14 protein-coding genes and 1 tRNA gene are annotated in these 15,329 nt (G+C 71.9%); 5 read left to right on the top strand and 10 right to left on the bottom strand.

What is annotated here, in order from left to right; all coding sequences use genetic code 11:
• Window positions 1–14: 14 nt before the first annotated feature.
• Window positions 15–1,253, bottom strand: a complete 1,239-nt coding sequence (gene glgC / locus N8K70_RS05055; RefSeq protein ID WP_317140523.1) for a glucose-1-phosphate adenylyltransferase — start codon at window positions 1,251–1,253, stop codon at window positions 15–17.
• A 110-nt stretch (window positions 1,254–1,363) separates the two neighbouring features.
• Between glgC and glgA the strand changes: the two genes are divergently transcribed.
• From glgA to N8K70_RS05035, 4 genes are all read left to right on the top strand, one after another.
• The gene (gene glgA / locus N8K70_RS05050) at window positions 1,364–2,548 is read left to right on the top strand and encodes a glycogen synthase (protein ID WP_317140522.1); all 1,185 of its coding nucleotides are present in this window, start codon (window positions 1,364–1,366) and stop codon (window positions 2,546–2,548) included.
• A 63-nt stretch (window positions 2,549–2,611) separates the two neighbouring features.
• Window positions 2,612–2,699: transfer RNA gene (locus N8K70_RS05045), tRNA-Ser, on the top strand.
• A gap of 86 nt (window positions 2,700–2,785) precedes the next feature.
• Entirely contained in the window at window positions 2,786–3,580 is a 795-nt protein-coding gene (locus tag N8K70_RS05040) for a hypothetical protein (RefSeq protein WP_317140521.1), read from the top strand.
• The gene (locus N8K70_RS05035) at window positions 3,577–3,906 is read left to right on the top strand and encodes a hypothetical protein (protein WP_317140520.1); all 330 of its coding nucleotides are present in this window, start codon (window positions 3,577–3,579) and stop codon (window positions 3,904–3,906) included. The genes N8K70_RS05040 and N8K70_RS05035 overlap by 4 nt, the downstream gene beginning before the upstream one ends.
• A 136-nt stretch (window positions 3,907–4,042) precedes the next feature.
• Here the strand turns inward: N8K70_RS05035 and N8K70_RS05030 are convergent, their stop codons facing one another.
• The 8 genes from N8K70_RS05030 to N8K70_RS04995 form a co-directional block, all read right to left on the bottom strand.
• Window positions 4,043–4,621: a beta-class carbonic anhydrase gene (locus N8K70_RS05030; RefSeq protein ID WP_317140519.1), complete on the bottom strand. Its 579-nt coding sequence runs from the start codon at window positions 4,619–4,621 to the stop codon at window positions 4,043–4,045.
• Between the two features lie 124 nt (window positions 4,622–4,745).
• A complete protein-coding gene (locus N8K70_RS05025) occupies window positions 4,746–5,342 on the bottom strand; it encodes a TetR/AcrR family transcriptional regulator (RefSeq protein ID WP_317140518.1) in 597 nt (198 codons plus the stop codon).
• Window positions 5,339–7,336: a CocE/NonD family hydrolase gene (locus tag N8K70_RS05020; protein WP_317140517.1), complete on the bottom strand. Its 1,998-nt coding sequence runs from the start codon at window positions 7,334–7,336 to the stop codon at window positions 5,339–5,341. Before N8K70_RS05020 ends, N8K70_RS05025 begins: the two co-directional genes overlap by 4 nt.
• Window positions 7,333–9,054, bottom strand: coding sequence for an ABC transporter ATP-binding protein (locus N8K70_RS05015; RefSeq protein WP_317140516.1), 1,722 nt, complete (start codon window positions 9,052–9,054; stop codon window positions 7,333–7,335). The genes N8K70_RS05020 and N8K70_RS05015 overlap by 4 nt, the downstream gene beginning before the upstream one ends.
• A complete protein-coding gene (locus tag N8K70_RS05010; RefSeq protein ID WP_317140515.1) occupies window positions 9,054–9,899 on the bottom strand; it encodes an ABC transporter permease in 846 nt (281 codons plus the stop codon). Before N8K70_RS05010 ends, N8K70_RS05015 begins: the two co-directional genes overlap by 1 nt.
• On the bottom strand, window positions 9,896–10,894 hold the full coding sequence (locus N8K70_RS05005; RefSeq protein ID WP_317140514.1) for an ABC transporter permease: 999 nt from the start codon (window positions 10,892–10,894) through the stop codon (window positions 9,896–9,898). The genes N8K70_RS05010 and N8K70_RS05005 overlap by 4 nt, the downstream gene beginning before the upstream one ends.
• A gap of 12 nt (window positions 10,895–10,906) precedes the next feature.
• Complete coding sequence (locus tag N8K70_RS05000) at window positions 10,907–12,454, bottom strand: ABC transporter substrate-binding protein (RefSeq protein ID WP_317140513.1); 1,548 nt, start codon at window positions 12,452–12,454, stop codon at window positions 10,907–10,909.
• A gap of 94 nt (window positions 12,455–12,548) precedes the next feature.
• Entirely contained in the window at window positions 12,549–13,469 is a 921-nt protein-coding gene (locus N8K70_RS04995; RefSeq protein ID WP_317140512.1) for a LysR family transcriptional regulator, read from the bottom strand.
• Window positions 13,470–13,577: 108 nt separating this feature from the next.
• Here N8K70_RS04995 and N8K70_RS04990 point away from each other — a divergent pair, with 108 nt between their 5' ends.
• Window positions 13,578–14,030 carry a hypothetical protein gene (locus N8K70_RS04990; protein WP_317140511.1) on the top strand — a complete coding sequence of 151 codons (453 nt, stop codon included), beginning with the start codon at window positions 13,578–13,580 and terminating at the stop codon, window positions 14,028–14,030.
• Between the two features lie 21 nt (window positions 14,031–14,051).
• Here the strand turns inward: N8K70_RS04990 and fdhA are convergent, their stop codons facing one another.
• Complete coding sequence (fdhA, locus tag N8K70_RS04985) at window positions 14,052–15,275, bottom strand: formaldehyde dehydrogenase, glutathione-independent (protein ID WP_317140510.1); 1,224 nt, start codon at window positions 15,273–15,275, stop codon at window positions 14,052–14,054.
• Window positions 15,276–15,329: the final 54 nt, after the last annotated feature.

Below are 15,329 nucleotides of genomic sequence, written 5' to 3'. Positions count from 1 at the left end.
CGGCGAGCGGCGTCTCAGGCGACGGGGACCGTCTCTCCCTTGCCCACGAGCGTGATGCCGCTCGGCGTGACCGCGAAGCCGCGCGCGGCGTCCGCCTCGCGGGACAGCCCGATCGTGGCGCCCGCCTCGACGACGACGTTCTTGTCGAGGATCGCGCGGCGCACGGTCGCGCCCGGCTTGATGCGGGCGTTCTCGAAGACGATGGAGTCGCTCACGTGCGCCCCCGACTCGACGATCCCGCCGGAGCCGAGAACGCTGCGCTCGACGTGGGCGCCGGAGACGACGGACCCGCTCGCGACGATCGAGTCGATCACCGTGCTCAGCGTGCCGCGGGCGTCCCTCGTGAACTTCGCCGGAGGCAGATTGACCTGCTGGCTGAAGATCGGCCAGTCCTGGTTGTACAGGTTGAAGACGGGCAGCACCGAGATGAGGTCCTGGTGCGCCTCGAAGTAGGAGTCGATGGTCCCCACGTCGCGCCAGTAGTAGCGATCGCGCGCCGAGGCGCCCGGGACGACGTTCTCCTTCATGTCGTACACGCCCGCGGTGCCGCGCTCGACGAAGGCCGGGATGATGTCGCCGCCCATGTCATGGCCGGAGTCGGTGCGGTCGCCGTCGCGCAGCACCTCGTCGATGAGCGCCTGCGCGGTGAAGACGTAGTTGCCCATCGACGCGAGCACCTCGCCCGGCGAGTCGGGCAGGCCCTCGGGATCGGACGGCTTCTCGAGGAACGCGCGGATGCGCGCGGGCTCGTCGGGATCGATGTCGATGACGCCGAACTGGTCGGCGAGCGCGATGGGCTGGCGGATGGCCGCGACGGTGGCGTCGGCGCCCGAGGCGATGTGCGCGTCGAGCATCTGCGAGAAGTCCATCCGGTACACGTGGTCGGCGCCGACGACGACGATGTAGTCGGGGTTCTCGTCGTACACGAGGTTGAGGCTCTGCAAGATGGCGTCGCCCGATCCCTGGTACCAGCGCTTCCCGAGGCGCTGCTGCGCGGGCACGGAGGCGATGTAGGAGCCGAGGAGGCCGTTCATGCGCCACAGCTGGGAGATGTGCCGGTCGAGGCTGTGCGACTTGTACTGCGTCAGGACGACGATCTGCCGGAGCCCCGAGTTGATGAGGTTCGACAGCGCGAAGTCGATGAGCCGGTACTGGCCGCCGAACGGCACCGCCGGCTTCGCTCGATCCGCCGTCAGCGGCAGGAGCCGCTTTCCTTCGCCGCCGGCGAGGACGATGCCGAAGTACTTGGCCATGGCCTCACCCTAGTGACGCGCGAGGCGGAACGGCAGGGGTGGCGCGCGGAAAGAGACGCGGATCGTGCGATCGTCTCCCCTGCGTCCCGGCGGGCGGCTAGGTTGACTGCATGCGCGTCGATCTGCTCTCCCGTGAATACCCGCCGGAGGTGTACGGCGGCGCCGGCGTGCACGTCGCGGAGCTCGTCAGGGCGCTGCGCCGGGACATCGAGGTGGTCGTGCGCGCGTTCGGGGCTCCGCGGGACGAGCCCGGAGTGTTCTCCTATGCGACGCCCGCCGGCCTGGAGGACGCCAACGGCGCGCTGCAGACGATGGGCGCCGACCTCGCGATCGCCCGCGACGTCGCGGGCGCGGACCTCGTCCACTCGCACACCTGGTACGCGAACCTCGCGGGACGCGTCGCCCAGCTGCTGCACGGCATCCCGCACGTCGCCACCGCCCACAGTCTCGAGCCGCTGCGTCCGTGGAAGGCCGAGCAGCTGGGCGGCGGGTACCGCCTGTCGAGCTGGATCGAGCGCGACGCGCTGGCCTCCGCCGACGCCGTCGTGGCCGTGAGCGAGGGCATGCGGCGCGACCTGCTGCGCGTGTATCCCGAGCTGGAGCCCGATCGCGTCAGGGTCGTCTACAACGGCATCGACCTCGACGGCTGGCGGCGCGTGGACGACGGCGACGCCGTGCGGGCGCTGGGCGTCGACCCCGATCGCCCGTCGATCGTCTTCGTCGGGCGGATCACCCGGCAGAAGGGCCTGCCCTACCTGCTGCGCGCCGCGCGATCCCTGCCCGGTGACGTGCAGCTCGTGCTGTGCGCGGGCGCGCCCGACACCCCCGAGATCATGGCGGAGGTGGAGGGCCTCGTCGCCGAGCTGCGCGTGGAGCGCGACGGCGTCGTCTGGATCGACCGGCATCTCCCCCGCCCGGAGCTCACGGCCCTGCTGAGCGCCGCCACGACGTTCGTGTGCCCTTCCGTCTACGAGCCGCTCGGCATCGTGAACCTCGAGGCGATGGCCTGCGGCGCACCCGTCGTCGGCACCGGCACGGGCGGCATCCCCGAGGTCGTCGCCGACGGCGTGACGGGCGCGATCGTGCCGCTCGATCAGGCCGACGACGGCACGGGAACCCCCCTCGATCCTGTGCGGTTCGTGGCGGACCTCGCCGACGCTCTCGCCGAGATGGTGTCGGACCCCGCCCGGGCCCGGGCACTCGGCGAAGCAGGTCGCGAGCGCGCAGAGCGCGAGTTCTCGTGGGATGCGATCGCCGACCGCACGCGCGCGCTGTACGCCGACGTGCTCGTCTGACGCGCCCGTGTCGAGACGCGCCTCGCACGCCCTGTAGGATGGTCTGCGGCCCGCAAGGGCCCTGGAGGATTCGCCTAGTGGCCTATGGCGCACGCTTGGAAAGCGTGTTGGGTGCAAGCCCTCAGGGGTTCGAATCCCCTATCCTCCGCCAAAACGATTCAACGCCTGATCAGGTTCTTCTTGGTCAGGGGGTTCTCGTCCTCCCGCTCTGGCCCGCTGCAACCATATGGTGGTGCCGTGCCCGCGATGACGAAGACCCGTCCCTCGTTGCCTCCTTTCGCCGTCGTTCCGGCCATCGCCCTCCTGAGCCTGGCCACGGGATGCGCGACCACGATGGACGACGCATCCGTCAGCGCGACGACCTCCATCCCGAGCATCGTCGACGAGACGGAAGCACGCGGAGACGAGGCGCTCCTCACGGCTTTGAGCACCGAAGCGGTCCTTCAAGCCGTCTACCTCGACTCGACGGGGCTCGGCGTCGTGTCCGACCTCGTCGCCGAGGGCACGATCGTGGAATGGATGCCCGGGGTCATCACCCGCACGACGACGGGCATGGACGTCGGCTCGACCATCGTGATGCAGCTGGAGATCACGCGCGTGATCGACCAGAGCGACGGCCAGTCGGTGCGGGAGGGCGACGTCATCCACGTGTCGCGCATCGCGCCGACGATGGATCCCGCGGCGCTCACGGCAGACCTTCCGACCGGCAGAGATGCTCTCGTCTATCTGTCCGAGCCGCTGAGCGCCGAGGAGCGTGCGGCCGATCCCGCCTACGACGTCGAGCGGGTGGACGAGCGGACGGCCAACGTGCCCCTGTGGCAGTATCCCAACCCTCAGGGATTGGTCGTGGAGCTGGCCGGATCTGAGGAGCTCGTGTGGCCGTACCTCGGAAGCTCCGCAGACGGTTCCCTCCGTGAGGCCGAGCCCGGGGGGACGCTCGACGGGCTGAACGCCGCGCAGCGGAAGGCGCGCGACGAGACGATCCGCAGCCTGCAGGAGTCGGGCACCAGGCTCGAAGAGGTCTTCGAGTGAGCACCCGCGCGGGCTCGGACGACGACATCGGCCGAGAGGAACCGGCGGGCACGCTCGCCGCCCTCACCTGGATTCTCGGCATCGTGCTGTCGGCCGCGCTGCCCGTCGTCTTGGCCTTCAGGGCGTTCCAGACCGGCGGCGCAGACGGCGCGGCATACGACACCGCGATATCGCTCGCGTTCTTCGGAGGGATCGCGAACGTCATCCTGTACGCAGGCGCCGCGCTCGTCCTGCGGAGTCGGAACAGGTCTCTCCGCGGCTCCGCATGGGCCGTGCTCGCGCGCACGCTGGTGCTCGCCGTCGTCTGCTCCGTCATCGTCGGGTGACGGACGCCGTTCGACGCGCCGGCCGCCAGCCGCCCGTCCGGCGTTCATATCGCGATAAGTGCCCTTGCAAAGCCGCGGAAGAGCACTTACTGCGATATGAACCCTGCGGCCGGCAAAGGAGAGCGACGAGACGCGCCTATCGCGCCGCGCCGACCTCCGTGGCCTCGGGCACCTCGATCAGGCGACCCGTCGACACGGCGTAGATGTAGCCGTGGATGGGGATGCGGCCCGGGACGAGGGGGTGCTCTCGGATCCGCCGCACGTCTTCCGTGACGCTCTCGACCTGGTCGGAGATCGTCAGCCAGTCGATATAGTCCCCTTCACGCGCGCCCGGACCCTCGCCGACGTCGGTGAAGCCGTCGGAGCCCAGCGCGGCGGTCTCGAGGCTGCTCGCGAGCAGTCCGCGGATCACGTCGTCCGTGAAGAACTCCATGCCGCAGTCGCTGTGGTGGATGACGAACCACTCCTTCGTGCCGAGGAGCTTGTACGAGATGACGAGCGAGCGGATGGCGTCGTCCGACGCACGCCCTCCGGCGTTGCGGATGACGTGGGCGTCGCCTTCCGAGAGACCCGCGTACTTCGCGGGATCGAGGCGCGCATCCATGCAGGTCAGGATGGCGAAGCCGCGGGCGGGCGGCAGGGCGAGGGCGGCCTTGTCGCCGAACGACTCGGCGTAGGCCTCGTTGGCGGACAGGACTTCGGTGAGAACGGACATCGGTCACACGCTCCAGACGGATGGGCGGACACGGCTCGGAACTGCGGTACGGGCACCCTAGCCCGCGCACATGATGCGCGACGTCACACGGCGTCATGCGGCGCGGAGCGGCCACGACGCCCCCTCAGCGCGCGAGCAGCAGGCCCGTGAACTCCCCCATCCACGCCCGCGCCGTCTCGGCGGTGAGGCCGGATGTGCCCTGGGCGCGCTGCGTGCCGAGCCCGTCGGAGTACGCCGCGAGCTTGAGCGCCGCCTCCTCCGGGTCGACCGCGGCGAAGACGCCCGCGTCGACGCCACGACGGATGACCCGCGCGCAGCAGGCCTCCCAGGAGCGGATCCGCGTCGCGTAGGCGTCGGCGATCTCCGGGCGCCGGGCGACGGCCGCCCAGTAGTCCGACCAGATCCGCCAGTGCGCCTCGACGTCCGCATCGTCCGAGAAGAGCGGATCGACGAGCATCGTGAGCGCGCGCCGCGGCTCGGGCTCGGCGTCGGCCGCCTTCACGACCTCTCCGTAGAACCGCTCCGACTCGGCGACGACGACCGCGCTGAGGATCTCGTCGATGCTCGAGAAGTGGTAGGTGACCGTGCCGAGCGAGACGCCGGACGCCGCGGCGATGTCGCGCAGCGACGTCGCCGCGAGCCCTCGCTGCACGATGACGGAGCGCGCGGCCTCGACGATCAGCCGACGCCGTTCCGCAGGCGCGAAGCGGCGCTGCGTCATGCCGACGTCCTCGGGACGACGTCCTCGAGCGAGCGGTCCGCCACGACCTCGCGCACGCCGCCGCGGACCGCCTCCGCGCGCACGCGGCTCGCGATCCGGAACTCCCGCTCGTCCGCGGTGATCGTCGTCGTCGTCTCGACGTCCGCCTCCCAGCCCTCGCCCGCCATCCGGATCCGCCAGCGGCTCCGCGCCTCGGGCGAGCAGGGGTCTCCTTCCCGGACGACGTAGACCTCCTCGGCGGACTCCCAGAAGCTCAGGCCGTCGGGGTAGCGACGCGTGCCGCCGTACCCCGGATCCACGCGCAGCGTCGTCTCGCCGCGCGCCACGTCGTGCGTGACGAGCCGCTCGGGGTGAGGCTCCTCCGCCGAGAGCGGGGTCTCGATCGCGATCGGCCGTGCGTGCTCGGGCGGCGCGAAGGCCGGCGTCTCCACGCCCTCGACGGGGACGAGGGGAAGGGTGACGGACGACGCCGAGAGGTCGACCTCGAGCGCGTCGTCGACGCCGTGCGGCCAGACCCAGGGCCAGTAGCGGTTGCTCAGCGCGACGCGGATGCGGTGGCCGGGCGCGAAGCGGTACCCCGCGGCGACGAGCGGCACCTCGACGTCGACGTCCTCTCCCGGCGTCAGCGGCGCCACGGCGTCCATCCCGTCCCGCTTGAGCAGGTTGAGCACCCCGCGCGTCACGAGGGTCGACGCCCCGTCGGGCGCGACGTCGCAGAGCCGCACGATCACGTGGCCTCGATCGTGGGTCGAACGCAGGCGGAGACGTGCCGTGGCGTTGCCGAGGAGGTCGAGCGGCTCCTCTCCCACGTCGAGATCCACACACACCGACCGCCCGTCCTCCGCACGCTGGTCCGGAGGCAGGTCGGCGGCGTTCCCGAACGGGAAGAACCGCCCCGCGTCCTGCCCCGTCGCCCACGGCGACCTGACGACGACGCGGCCGTCGCCGAGCGGCAGCCGTCGGCGCTCGCCCGCGCCCGGCCATCCGAGGCCCGCCCAGCGGCCCTCGCGCTCCTCCACGTACGTCGACGGACGCTCCGGGTCGTTGACCCACGCGCGCAGGTCGGGGTCGTCCTCCACGCCGGTGGCGACGCCCTTCAGCCACCTGTCCCACCAGCGGAGGGTCTCCTGCAGGAACCCGATGCCCGGCCCCGGAGCCAACCCGCGGTCGGGGTACTGATGCGACCACGGGCCGATGATGCCCTTGACCGGCGCGTCGAGGTGGGTCAGCAGGCGCAGCACCGTGTCTCGATAGGGGTCGGCCCATCCGCCCACGGCGAGCACGGCGGCCCGGATGGCGCCGTAGTCCTCGTTGACGCTGCCCCGCCTCCAATAGGCGTCGCGCTCCTGATGCCCGAGCCAGACGGGGGCGAGCGGCGTCTGGTGCGCGAGGCGCTCGCGCCACTGCTCCACCCATCCGGAGCCCACGACCTCGGGCCGCGGCGGACGGGACGCGAAGGCCAGCATCGTCCCCGCCCACGCCGACATGTCCACGCCGAGGACCGCGCCGCCGACGTAGTGGACGTCGTTGTCGTAGCGGTCGTCCGTCGAGCAGACCGTCACGATCGCCTTCAGCGCCTCGGGCGCGCGCTGCGCGATCTGGAGCGCGTTGAACCCGCCCCACGAGATGCCGAACATCCCGACCGCCCCCGTGCACCACGGCTGCGCCGCGAGCCACTCGACGACCGCGACGCCGTCGCCGAGCTCGGCCGGGGAGTACTCGTCGTCGAAGAGTCCGTCCGAGCTGCCCGTGCCGCGGATGTCGACGCGCACCGACGCGTAGCCGTGTGCGGCGTAGTACGGATGGCGCTCGCTGTCGCGCGGCGACGTCCAGTCGTCCAGCCGGTAGGGCAGGTACTCCAGCAGGGCGGGAACCGGGTGCTCGTCCGCGTCGGCCGGCAGCCACGCGCGCGCGTGCAGCCGCACCCCGTCGCGCATCGGGATCCACAGGTCGCGCACGTCGAGAGTCGCGGGGTCGATGTCGACGATCCTCATGGGGTGGTGCGTGCTCCTCTGTCGGCGCGTACTCGATGACCGTCGCCGACGTCGACGAGGGCGGCGGCGGGGTCCAGGTCGAGGACGCGGCTGTCCGCGTCGCTCGAAGGCAGATCGGTGTGACCGGGCTCGACGACCGCGTCGAGGAGCATCCGCGTGTACGGGTGGCGGGGGCTCGCGAACAGCGACGCCGTGGGCGCGGTCTCGACGACCCGCCCCTCGTTCATGACGACGATCCGGTCGGCCACGCTGCGCACGACGGCGAGGTCGTGGCTGATGAACAGGCAGGACAGCCCGCGCGCACGCCGCAGGTCGTCGAGCAGCGCGAGCACCTCCGCCTGGACCGACACGTCCAGCGCCGTCGTGATCTCGTCGGCGATGAGGACGGACGGCTCGGCGGCGAGGGCTCGGGCGATCCCGACGCGCTGCCGCTGCCCGCCGGAGAGCTGAGCGGGGAGCCGCAGCGCCACGTCGGGGCTGAGCCCGACCTCGGTGAGCAGCCGGGAGACGACGTCGCGCTGCGCCGCCCTGCCCCGGGCGCGGCGGAACACGCTGAGCGGCCGGGCGATCGCGTCGCCGACCGTGCGGCGCGGGTTGAGCGCGAGATCGGCGTTCTGGAAGACGAGCTGCACGGACCGCCGGACGTCGAGCGGGCGTCTTCCCGCGACGCCGAGCAGATCGTGGCGCGCCCCGTCCGCCGTCCACAGGTGCGCGTCGCCGCGCTCGACGGGGACGAGGCCGGCGAGCGCGGCCGCGACGGTGGACTTCCCGCTGCCGGACTCGCCGACGATCGCCACCGTCTCTCCGCGCCGCAGCTCCAGATCGACGCCGTGGACGGCGAGCGTCGCGGCGCGCGGGTAGCGGACGTCGACATCGCGGCAGCGCACCACGACATCCGCCTCGGCGAGGTCCCGCACGGCGGGCATGTCGACGCCGTGGATGCGCGGGGCGGCCTGGATGAGCGTGCGCGTCTCGTCGGCGCGGGGCGTGTGGAGCACCTCCGTCGTGGGTCCGTGCTCGACGACCCGCCCGTGATCGAGGACGAGCATCTCGTCCGCCACCGCCGAGACCACGCCCAGGTCATGGCTCACGATGAGGACCGCCATGCCGAGGGTCGCGCGGAGGTCGTCGACGAGGGCGAGCACGGCGGCCTGCGTCACGACGTCGAGCGCCGTGGTCGGCTCGTCCAGCACGAGGATCTTCGGGTTCGTCGCGACCGCCATCGCGATCGCCACGCGCTGCTGCTGTCCGCCCGAGAGCTCGTGCGCGTGACGCCGGGCGAGCGAGGCCGGCGACGGGAGGCGGACGAGGGTCAGCAGCTCGACGATCCGCGCGTCGTCGCACGGCAGGCCGTGGACGGCGAGCGCCTCCCGGATCTGGGCTCCCACGCGCATCGACGGCGTGAGGGCGTGCCCGGCGTTCTGCGAGACGAGCGAGACCTCTGCGCCCCGGAGCCGGCGCAGCCGTTCCGAGGGCAGCGCGAAGACGTCCTCGCCGAGGACCGTCACCGAGCCGGCGTCGACGAACGAGCCGGCGCGCAGGTGCCCGAGCAGCGTGCGCGCGACCGTCGACTTCCCGCTCCCCGACTCGCCGACGAGACCGAGCGTCCGGCCCGGCTCCAGGCGGAAGGACACGTCGTCGGCCACGACGACGCGGCGCGCGCCCGCCCGGTACGAGATGCGGAGGCCGGTGACCTCGGCGACGGCGGTCTCGGACATCACACCACCCCCCGGCGCGCACGGTCGATGCCGAAGTGCTTGCCCAGTCCGTCGGCGGCGAGGTTCAGCCCGACGACGAGGAGCGACAGGGCGACGATGGGCGCGATCGTCCCCGCCGGGGCCACCGTCACGGCGGTGCGGTTTTCCTGGATCATCAGTCCCCAGTCGGGTGTGGGCGGATTGACCCCGAAGCCGAGGAACGACAGCGTCGAGATGAGCAGGATCACCCATGACGCGCGCATCGCGAACTCGACGAGCACCGTGTCGAGGATGTTCGGGAGCACCTCGCGGCGGATGATCGCGAGCATGCCCTCGCCGCGGGCGCGGGCGGCCGTGACGTACGCGGACGAGAGGACGGGGCGCGCGGCTCCGCGGACGACCCTCGCCACGGCGGGCACGTAGATCACGGAGACGGCGAGCACGAGCACCGGGAGGCTGTTGCCGAACACGGAGACGATGACGAGCAGCGCGAGCACGGACGGCACCGCCAGCACGGCGTCGAGGACGCGCGTGATCGATCCGTCGACCCATCTGCCGGAGGAGGCGGCGACGGTCCCGGCGAGCGTGCCGACGCCGACGGCGACCGTGGTGGCCAGCAGCGAGACGAGCAGCGCGAAGCGTCCTCCCTCGAGCGTCCGGGAGAGGACGTCCCTGCCGTACTGGTCGGTGCCGAGCCAGTGGCTCCCGCTGGCGCCGGCGAGCGCGTTCCCGGAGTCGGTCGCGATCGGGTCGTACGGCGAGAGCCACGGGGCGAGCAGCGCGACGAGCACGGTCACGGCGACGAGCCCGATGCCGACGAGGGTTCCGGGAGTGAGGCCGTCGCGGCGGCGTCCGTCGGCGCTCATCGCTTCTCCTCCGTCGTGGCGGTCGTGGCGGCGGTCCGGCGCCGCGCCCGCTGGAGCGTGCGCTGGCGCGGATCCGCGACGAGCGCGAGCACGTCGGCGAGCAGGTTCACGGTGACGTACACCGCGGCGCTCAGGAGCGCGATCGCCTGCAGCACCGGCAGGTCGCGCGTCGAGACGGACTCGAGCATGAGCGTGCCGAGCCCGGGGTAGTTGAACACCGACTCGACGACGACCACGCCGCCGAGGAGCCATGCGACGTTGATGGAGATGACCGGGAGCACCGGCAGTACGGCCGTGGGCACGACGTGCCGCCAGAGCACCCGGCGATGCGGCACGCCCTTGAGCTCGGCCGTCGTGGCGTACTCGGTGGCGAGGCCGTCGATCGTGGACGTGCGCATCGCGCGGATGATGTAGGCGGCCATGGCGATCACGAGCGTCACGGCGGGGAGGACGGCCGCCGGCAGCAGATCGGCGAGGGTCGCATCCGTCCCCCTGAGCACCGTGGCGGGGAAGACCGGCACCGCGATCGCGAGCGCGAGGACCAGGACCGTCGCGACGACGAACTCGGGGACGCTCATCGCGATGAGCGCGACGAGCGAGATGGAGGTGTCCGTGCCGCGCCCGCGTCGGGCTCCCGCCCAGACTCCCAGGAGGAGCGACAGCGCGACGCCGACGAGGATGGCCGGCACCGCGATGAGCAGCGAGTTCGAGAACGCCGACCAGATCGTCGCCGACACCGGCTCGCCGGAGACGAGGGAGACGCCGAAGTCGCCCGTGACGGCGGCTCCCGCCCACTGCGCGAACCGGACCCAGACGTTGACGTCGAGGCCGAGCTGCGCGCGCAGCGTCGCCACGGCCTCCGGAGTGGCGTTCTGCCCGAGGAGCTGCTCGGCGACGTCGCCCGGCAGCGCCTGCACGGCGAAGAACACGAAGAACGCGGCGAGCGCCAGCGTGACGATCATCGTCGCCAGCCGCTCCCCGATCATCCGCAGCATCGTCTCAGCCCCTCACGCCTTCAGCCCGAGGCCGAGGTAGTCGAACTCGAACCCGTGCTCGTCGTAGCCCACGACCTCGTCCGACAGGCCCACGAGCCGGTCGCCGAAGACCGGGGTCATCGCGGCGCCGTCGTCGATGACGAGGCGCTGCGCGTCCTCGTACTTCTGCCGCCGCGACGCCTCGTTCGTGTCGGCGCGCGCCTCGTCGAGCAGCCGGTCGAACCGCGGGTTCGACCACGCCGACTCGTTGTAGCTCGAGCCGGAGCGGAAGATCTGGTTGAGCAGCTGGTCCATCGGGCGCCCCGTGAACCAGTAGCTCACCATGAGCGGCCGGTTCATCCAGATCTCGGTGTAGTAGGAGTCCGCCGACGCGTTCGCGATGTTCAGCGTGATGCCCGCCTGTGCGACCTGGTCGGCGTACGCCGTCGCGATCGCGGTGAGGTTCGGCTCGTAGGCCGACGTGTGGATCGTGAAGACGGGGTCCTCCCGCCCGATCCTGCGCAGGATGGCGCGGGCCTTCTCGGGGTCGTGCTCCCGCTCGTACTCCAGCCGCCCCACGACGCCGCTCGGCACGGGGTTGTCCCATCCGCCGGTGCCCGTCCCCTGGAGCGCGGTCGCGAGGATCGCCTCGGGGTCGTAGGCGAGCTTCATCGCCTGGCGCATGAGCGGATCGGCGAACTCGTCGCTCGTCGCGAGCATGGGGATCGTGTACCACTGCGCGTCGGCGACGCGGGCGATGGTCGTCCCCGCTGCGGCGGACACGACGCGCGCCGTCGGGTTGTCGAGGTTGGTCTGCGACAGCAGATCGACCTGGCGCGAGAGCAGCGCGTTGACGCGTGCCGAGGCGTCCTGGATCGAGAAGAACTCGATGCGGTCCAGGTTCGCGCGACCGTCGAAGTAGTCGTCGTTCGCGCGCACGACGCCGCTTCCCGCCGGCGTGAAGCTCTCGAGGACGAAGGGTCCCGTTCCGACGCCCGTCCGCCCGATCTCGGGCGCGGAGTCCTCGGGGACGATGTAGCACTGGTACGCGGTCAGGAGCGAGGGGAACTCGGCGTTCGGCGTGCCGAGCCGGAACCGCACGCGCGTCGCGTCGACGGCGTCGATCGCCGAGACGAGCGAGAGAGGCCCCGCCTGGGGCGATGCGGTGTCGGGGTCGAGGATGTGATCGAACGTGTAGCGGACGTCGCGGGAGGTCAGCAGGCGCCCGTCGTGGAACCGGACGCCGTCGCGGAGCCGGAAGTCCCAGATCGTGGCGCTGGCGTTGGACGACCAGTCCGTCGCGAGGTCGGGCACGGTCTCGCCTGCGGGGCTCAGGCGCACCAGCCGGTTGTAGAGCGCGCCGAGGTACTCGTAAGCCGACAGCGAGCTCGCCGGGTCCAGCGTCTCCGCGGCGCTCGCGGCGGGGCGGGCGATGCGCATGGTCGCTCCGCGCCGTGCTGCGCCCCTCGCCGCCTGCTCGGGCACGCTCAGGGGCGGGGCGCCGCATGCGGCGAGCGCCAGCGTGGACGCGCCGACGAGCGCTCCCGCGAGGAAGCGGCGGCGGTCGATCGGCAGGTTCACAGTGGCTCCGGTCGCTAATAGGTCACTTGAACGATAAGGGATCGACGGGCGGACCGGCGCCTCGTAACACGCCTTTTACCTGGTGCGGACGCTCTCAGCTCCCCTGGGACGCCTGGAACGCCGCGGAGACGTCGCGCAGGAATCCGACGGCGGCCCGCACGGCGGGGCCCGGCTCCCGACGGTTCGAGCGATGCCGCACGGCGAGGCGGCGCGCCCCCAGCCCGGGGACGTCGACGACGTCCACGCCGTCCGGGAGCGGGCCCTGCAGCGCGAGGCTCGGGAGGAGCGTCACCCCCTCCCCCGCCGCGACGAGGGCGAGCGCCGTGGCGTACTCCCCGTATGTGTGCGCCGAGGTCGAGCCCCGCAACGACGTCCGCACGCGACGCACGGCATCGAGCGTCGCGGCCGACGACTCGACGCCGAGCCACGGCGCGCGCAGCCGCTCCAGCTCGACGACCTCGCCGGCGGCGACCGTCCCGGCCGGGACGACGAGCTTCCACGGGTCGTCCATCAGCGGGACCTCGTGCACGCCCGACCCCAGCGCGGGGACCGGCTCGGAGGCGTCGTACTCGACGACGACGACGTCGAGCTCCGCCGCGCGCAGGCTCCGCAGCAGCTGGGCTCGCGTCCCCTCGCGCAGATCGACCTCGACGTGGAAGAGCTCGTTCCGCCACCGCGGCAGGGCCGGCACCAGAACCGCGCAGAAGAACGACTGGAACCCGCCGATCCGGACGCGTCCTCGCGGATCGGCGTCGCCCGCGACGAGGCGCTGCTCCGCCTCGTTGACCTCGCGCTCGACGTTCTCGGCGAGCTCCACGAGCTCGCGCCCGGCGCCGGTCATCGTCGTCCCGCGCGGCGTGCGCTCGACGAGGGGGCGGCCCACCTCGTCCTCCAGGCGGGCCAGCTGCTGCGACACCGCGGACGGCGTGACGTGCAGCGCCTCCGCCGCGGCGAGGACGCCGCCGTGGCGGGCGATCGCGAGGAGGAACGGGAGGCGGGACGGGTTGATGCTCACATTCAGCAAACCTAAACCCTCGGTTGCGAAAAGTTCACTTGTTCTGCATGTCGTCGCCGGCCTAGGGTTGCGGTGTTCGGCGACGTGCGAAAGGAACGACGAGCTCTCGTGGACGACATCTCGGCCGGGGTCATCGGCTGGCTCGGGACCCTGGGCACCTTCGGCGCGTATGCCCTCCTCTGGCGGGGCCGAGTCGGACCCGCCTCGCGGATCTACGCGGTCCTGAACACGCTCGGGGGCCTGCTCGGCGCGATCGCGGGAGTCCTCTACGGAGCCTGGCCGAGCGTGGCGTCGAACGTCGTCTGGGCCGCCGTGGGCCTCCACACGCTCGTCGCCATCGCACGCCGGAGCGTCGAGGACTCCTCGGGCCTCGCCGCTTCCGCGCAGATCGCGGCCTCCCCGACGGGAGAGGACGCGACCGGCGCGATCGGCCTGCCGGGCAGGGAGCCGTCCCCCGAGCTGCCCCTGCCCGTGCCGGCCGCCGCCGTCATCGGCCTGTTGCCTCCGCTGACGCTGCCGCTGCCCACCTCGAGCATCCCCGTCGTCCGCATCGCGGGGTAGGCGCCCCTCCGCTGCGACGCGTCATGCCGCGTCCGCGATGTAGCCGTTCGGGTCGAGCACGAACTTCCGCGCCGCGCCCTGGTCGAAGTCCGCGTACCCCTGCGGCGCGTCGTCGAGGGAGATCGGCGTCGCGTTCACGGCCTTCGCGATCTGGACCCTGTCGTGGAGGATCGCCTGCATCAGCTGCCGGTTGTACCTCATGACGGGGCACTGCCCGGTCGTGAAGGACAGCGACTTCGCCCAGCCGAGACCGAGCCGCAGCGACAGCGATCCGACCTTGGCCGCGTCGTCGACGCCGCCCGGGTCTCCCGTCACGTAGAGACCGGGGATGCCGACCGCGCCGCCGGCCGCGGTCACGTCGAACAGCGAGTTGAGCACCGTCGCCGGGGCCTCGTGCGCGGCTTCGGCTCCGTGCCCGCGCGCTTCGAAGCCCACCGCGTCGACGGCGGAGTCGACCTCGGGGACGCCCAGGAGCTGCTCGATCTGGTCGCGGGGGTCGCCCTCGGCGACGTTCACCGTCTCGGCGCCGAACGAGCGCGCCTGAGCCAGGCGGTCCTCGTTGAGGTCGGCCACGATGACGACGGCGGCTCCCAGCAGCTGGGCGCCGACGGCGGCGGCGAGGCCCACCGGCCCGGCTCCGGCGATGTAGACGGTCGATCCCGGGCCCACGCCCGCGGTGACGGCGCCGTGGAAGCCCGTGGGGAAGATGTCCGACAGCATCGTCAGGTCGAGGATCTTCTCGAGCGCCTGGTCGCGGTCGGGGAATCTCAGCAGGTTCCAGTCCGCGTACGGGACGAGCACGTACTCCGCCTGACCGCCGACCCATCCGCCCATGTCGACGTAGCCGTATGCGCTGCCGGGGCGGTCGGGGTTGACGTTCAGACAGATGCCGGTCTTGCCCTCCTTGCAGTTGCGGCAGCGGCCGCAGGCGATGTTGAACGGCACCGAGACGATGTCCCCGACCTGGACGAACTCGACGTCCGGTCCGACCTCGATCACCTCGCCGGTGATCTCGTGGCCGAGCACGAGCCCCGCGGGAGCCGTCGTGCGCCCACGCACCATGTGCTGGTCGGAGCCGCAGATGTTCGTGCTGACGGTGCGCAGGATCGCGCCATGCGGCACCTTGCGCCCGATGTTGGCGGGATTCACTCCCGGACCGTCCTTGAGCTCGAACTCCGGGTACGGGGTATCGACGACCTCGACCTTTCCGGGTCCCTTGTACGCGACCGCTCGGTTGGTTGTCATGGTGTCCTCTCCTTCGCGTATCCGGTCGCGATCGCGCCCGGATGGCCTGTGCGA

This window comes from Microbacterium sp. AB (genome assembly GCF_032878875.1).
Taxonomy (GTDB): domain Bacteria; phylum Actinomycetota; class Actinomycetes; order Actinomycetales; family Microbacteriaceae; genus Microbacterium; species Microbacterium betulae.
Note: the sequence above shows the minus strand (reverse complement) of the source record. Positions and strands in the feature narration are given on the sequence as shown.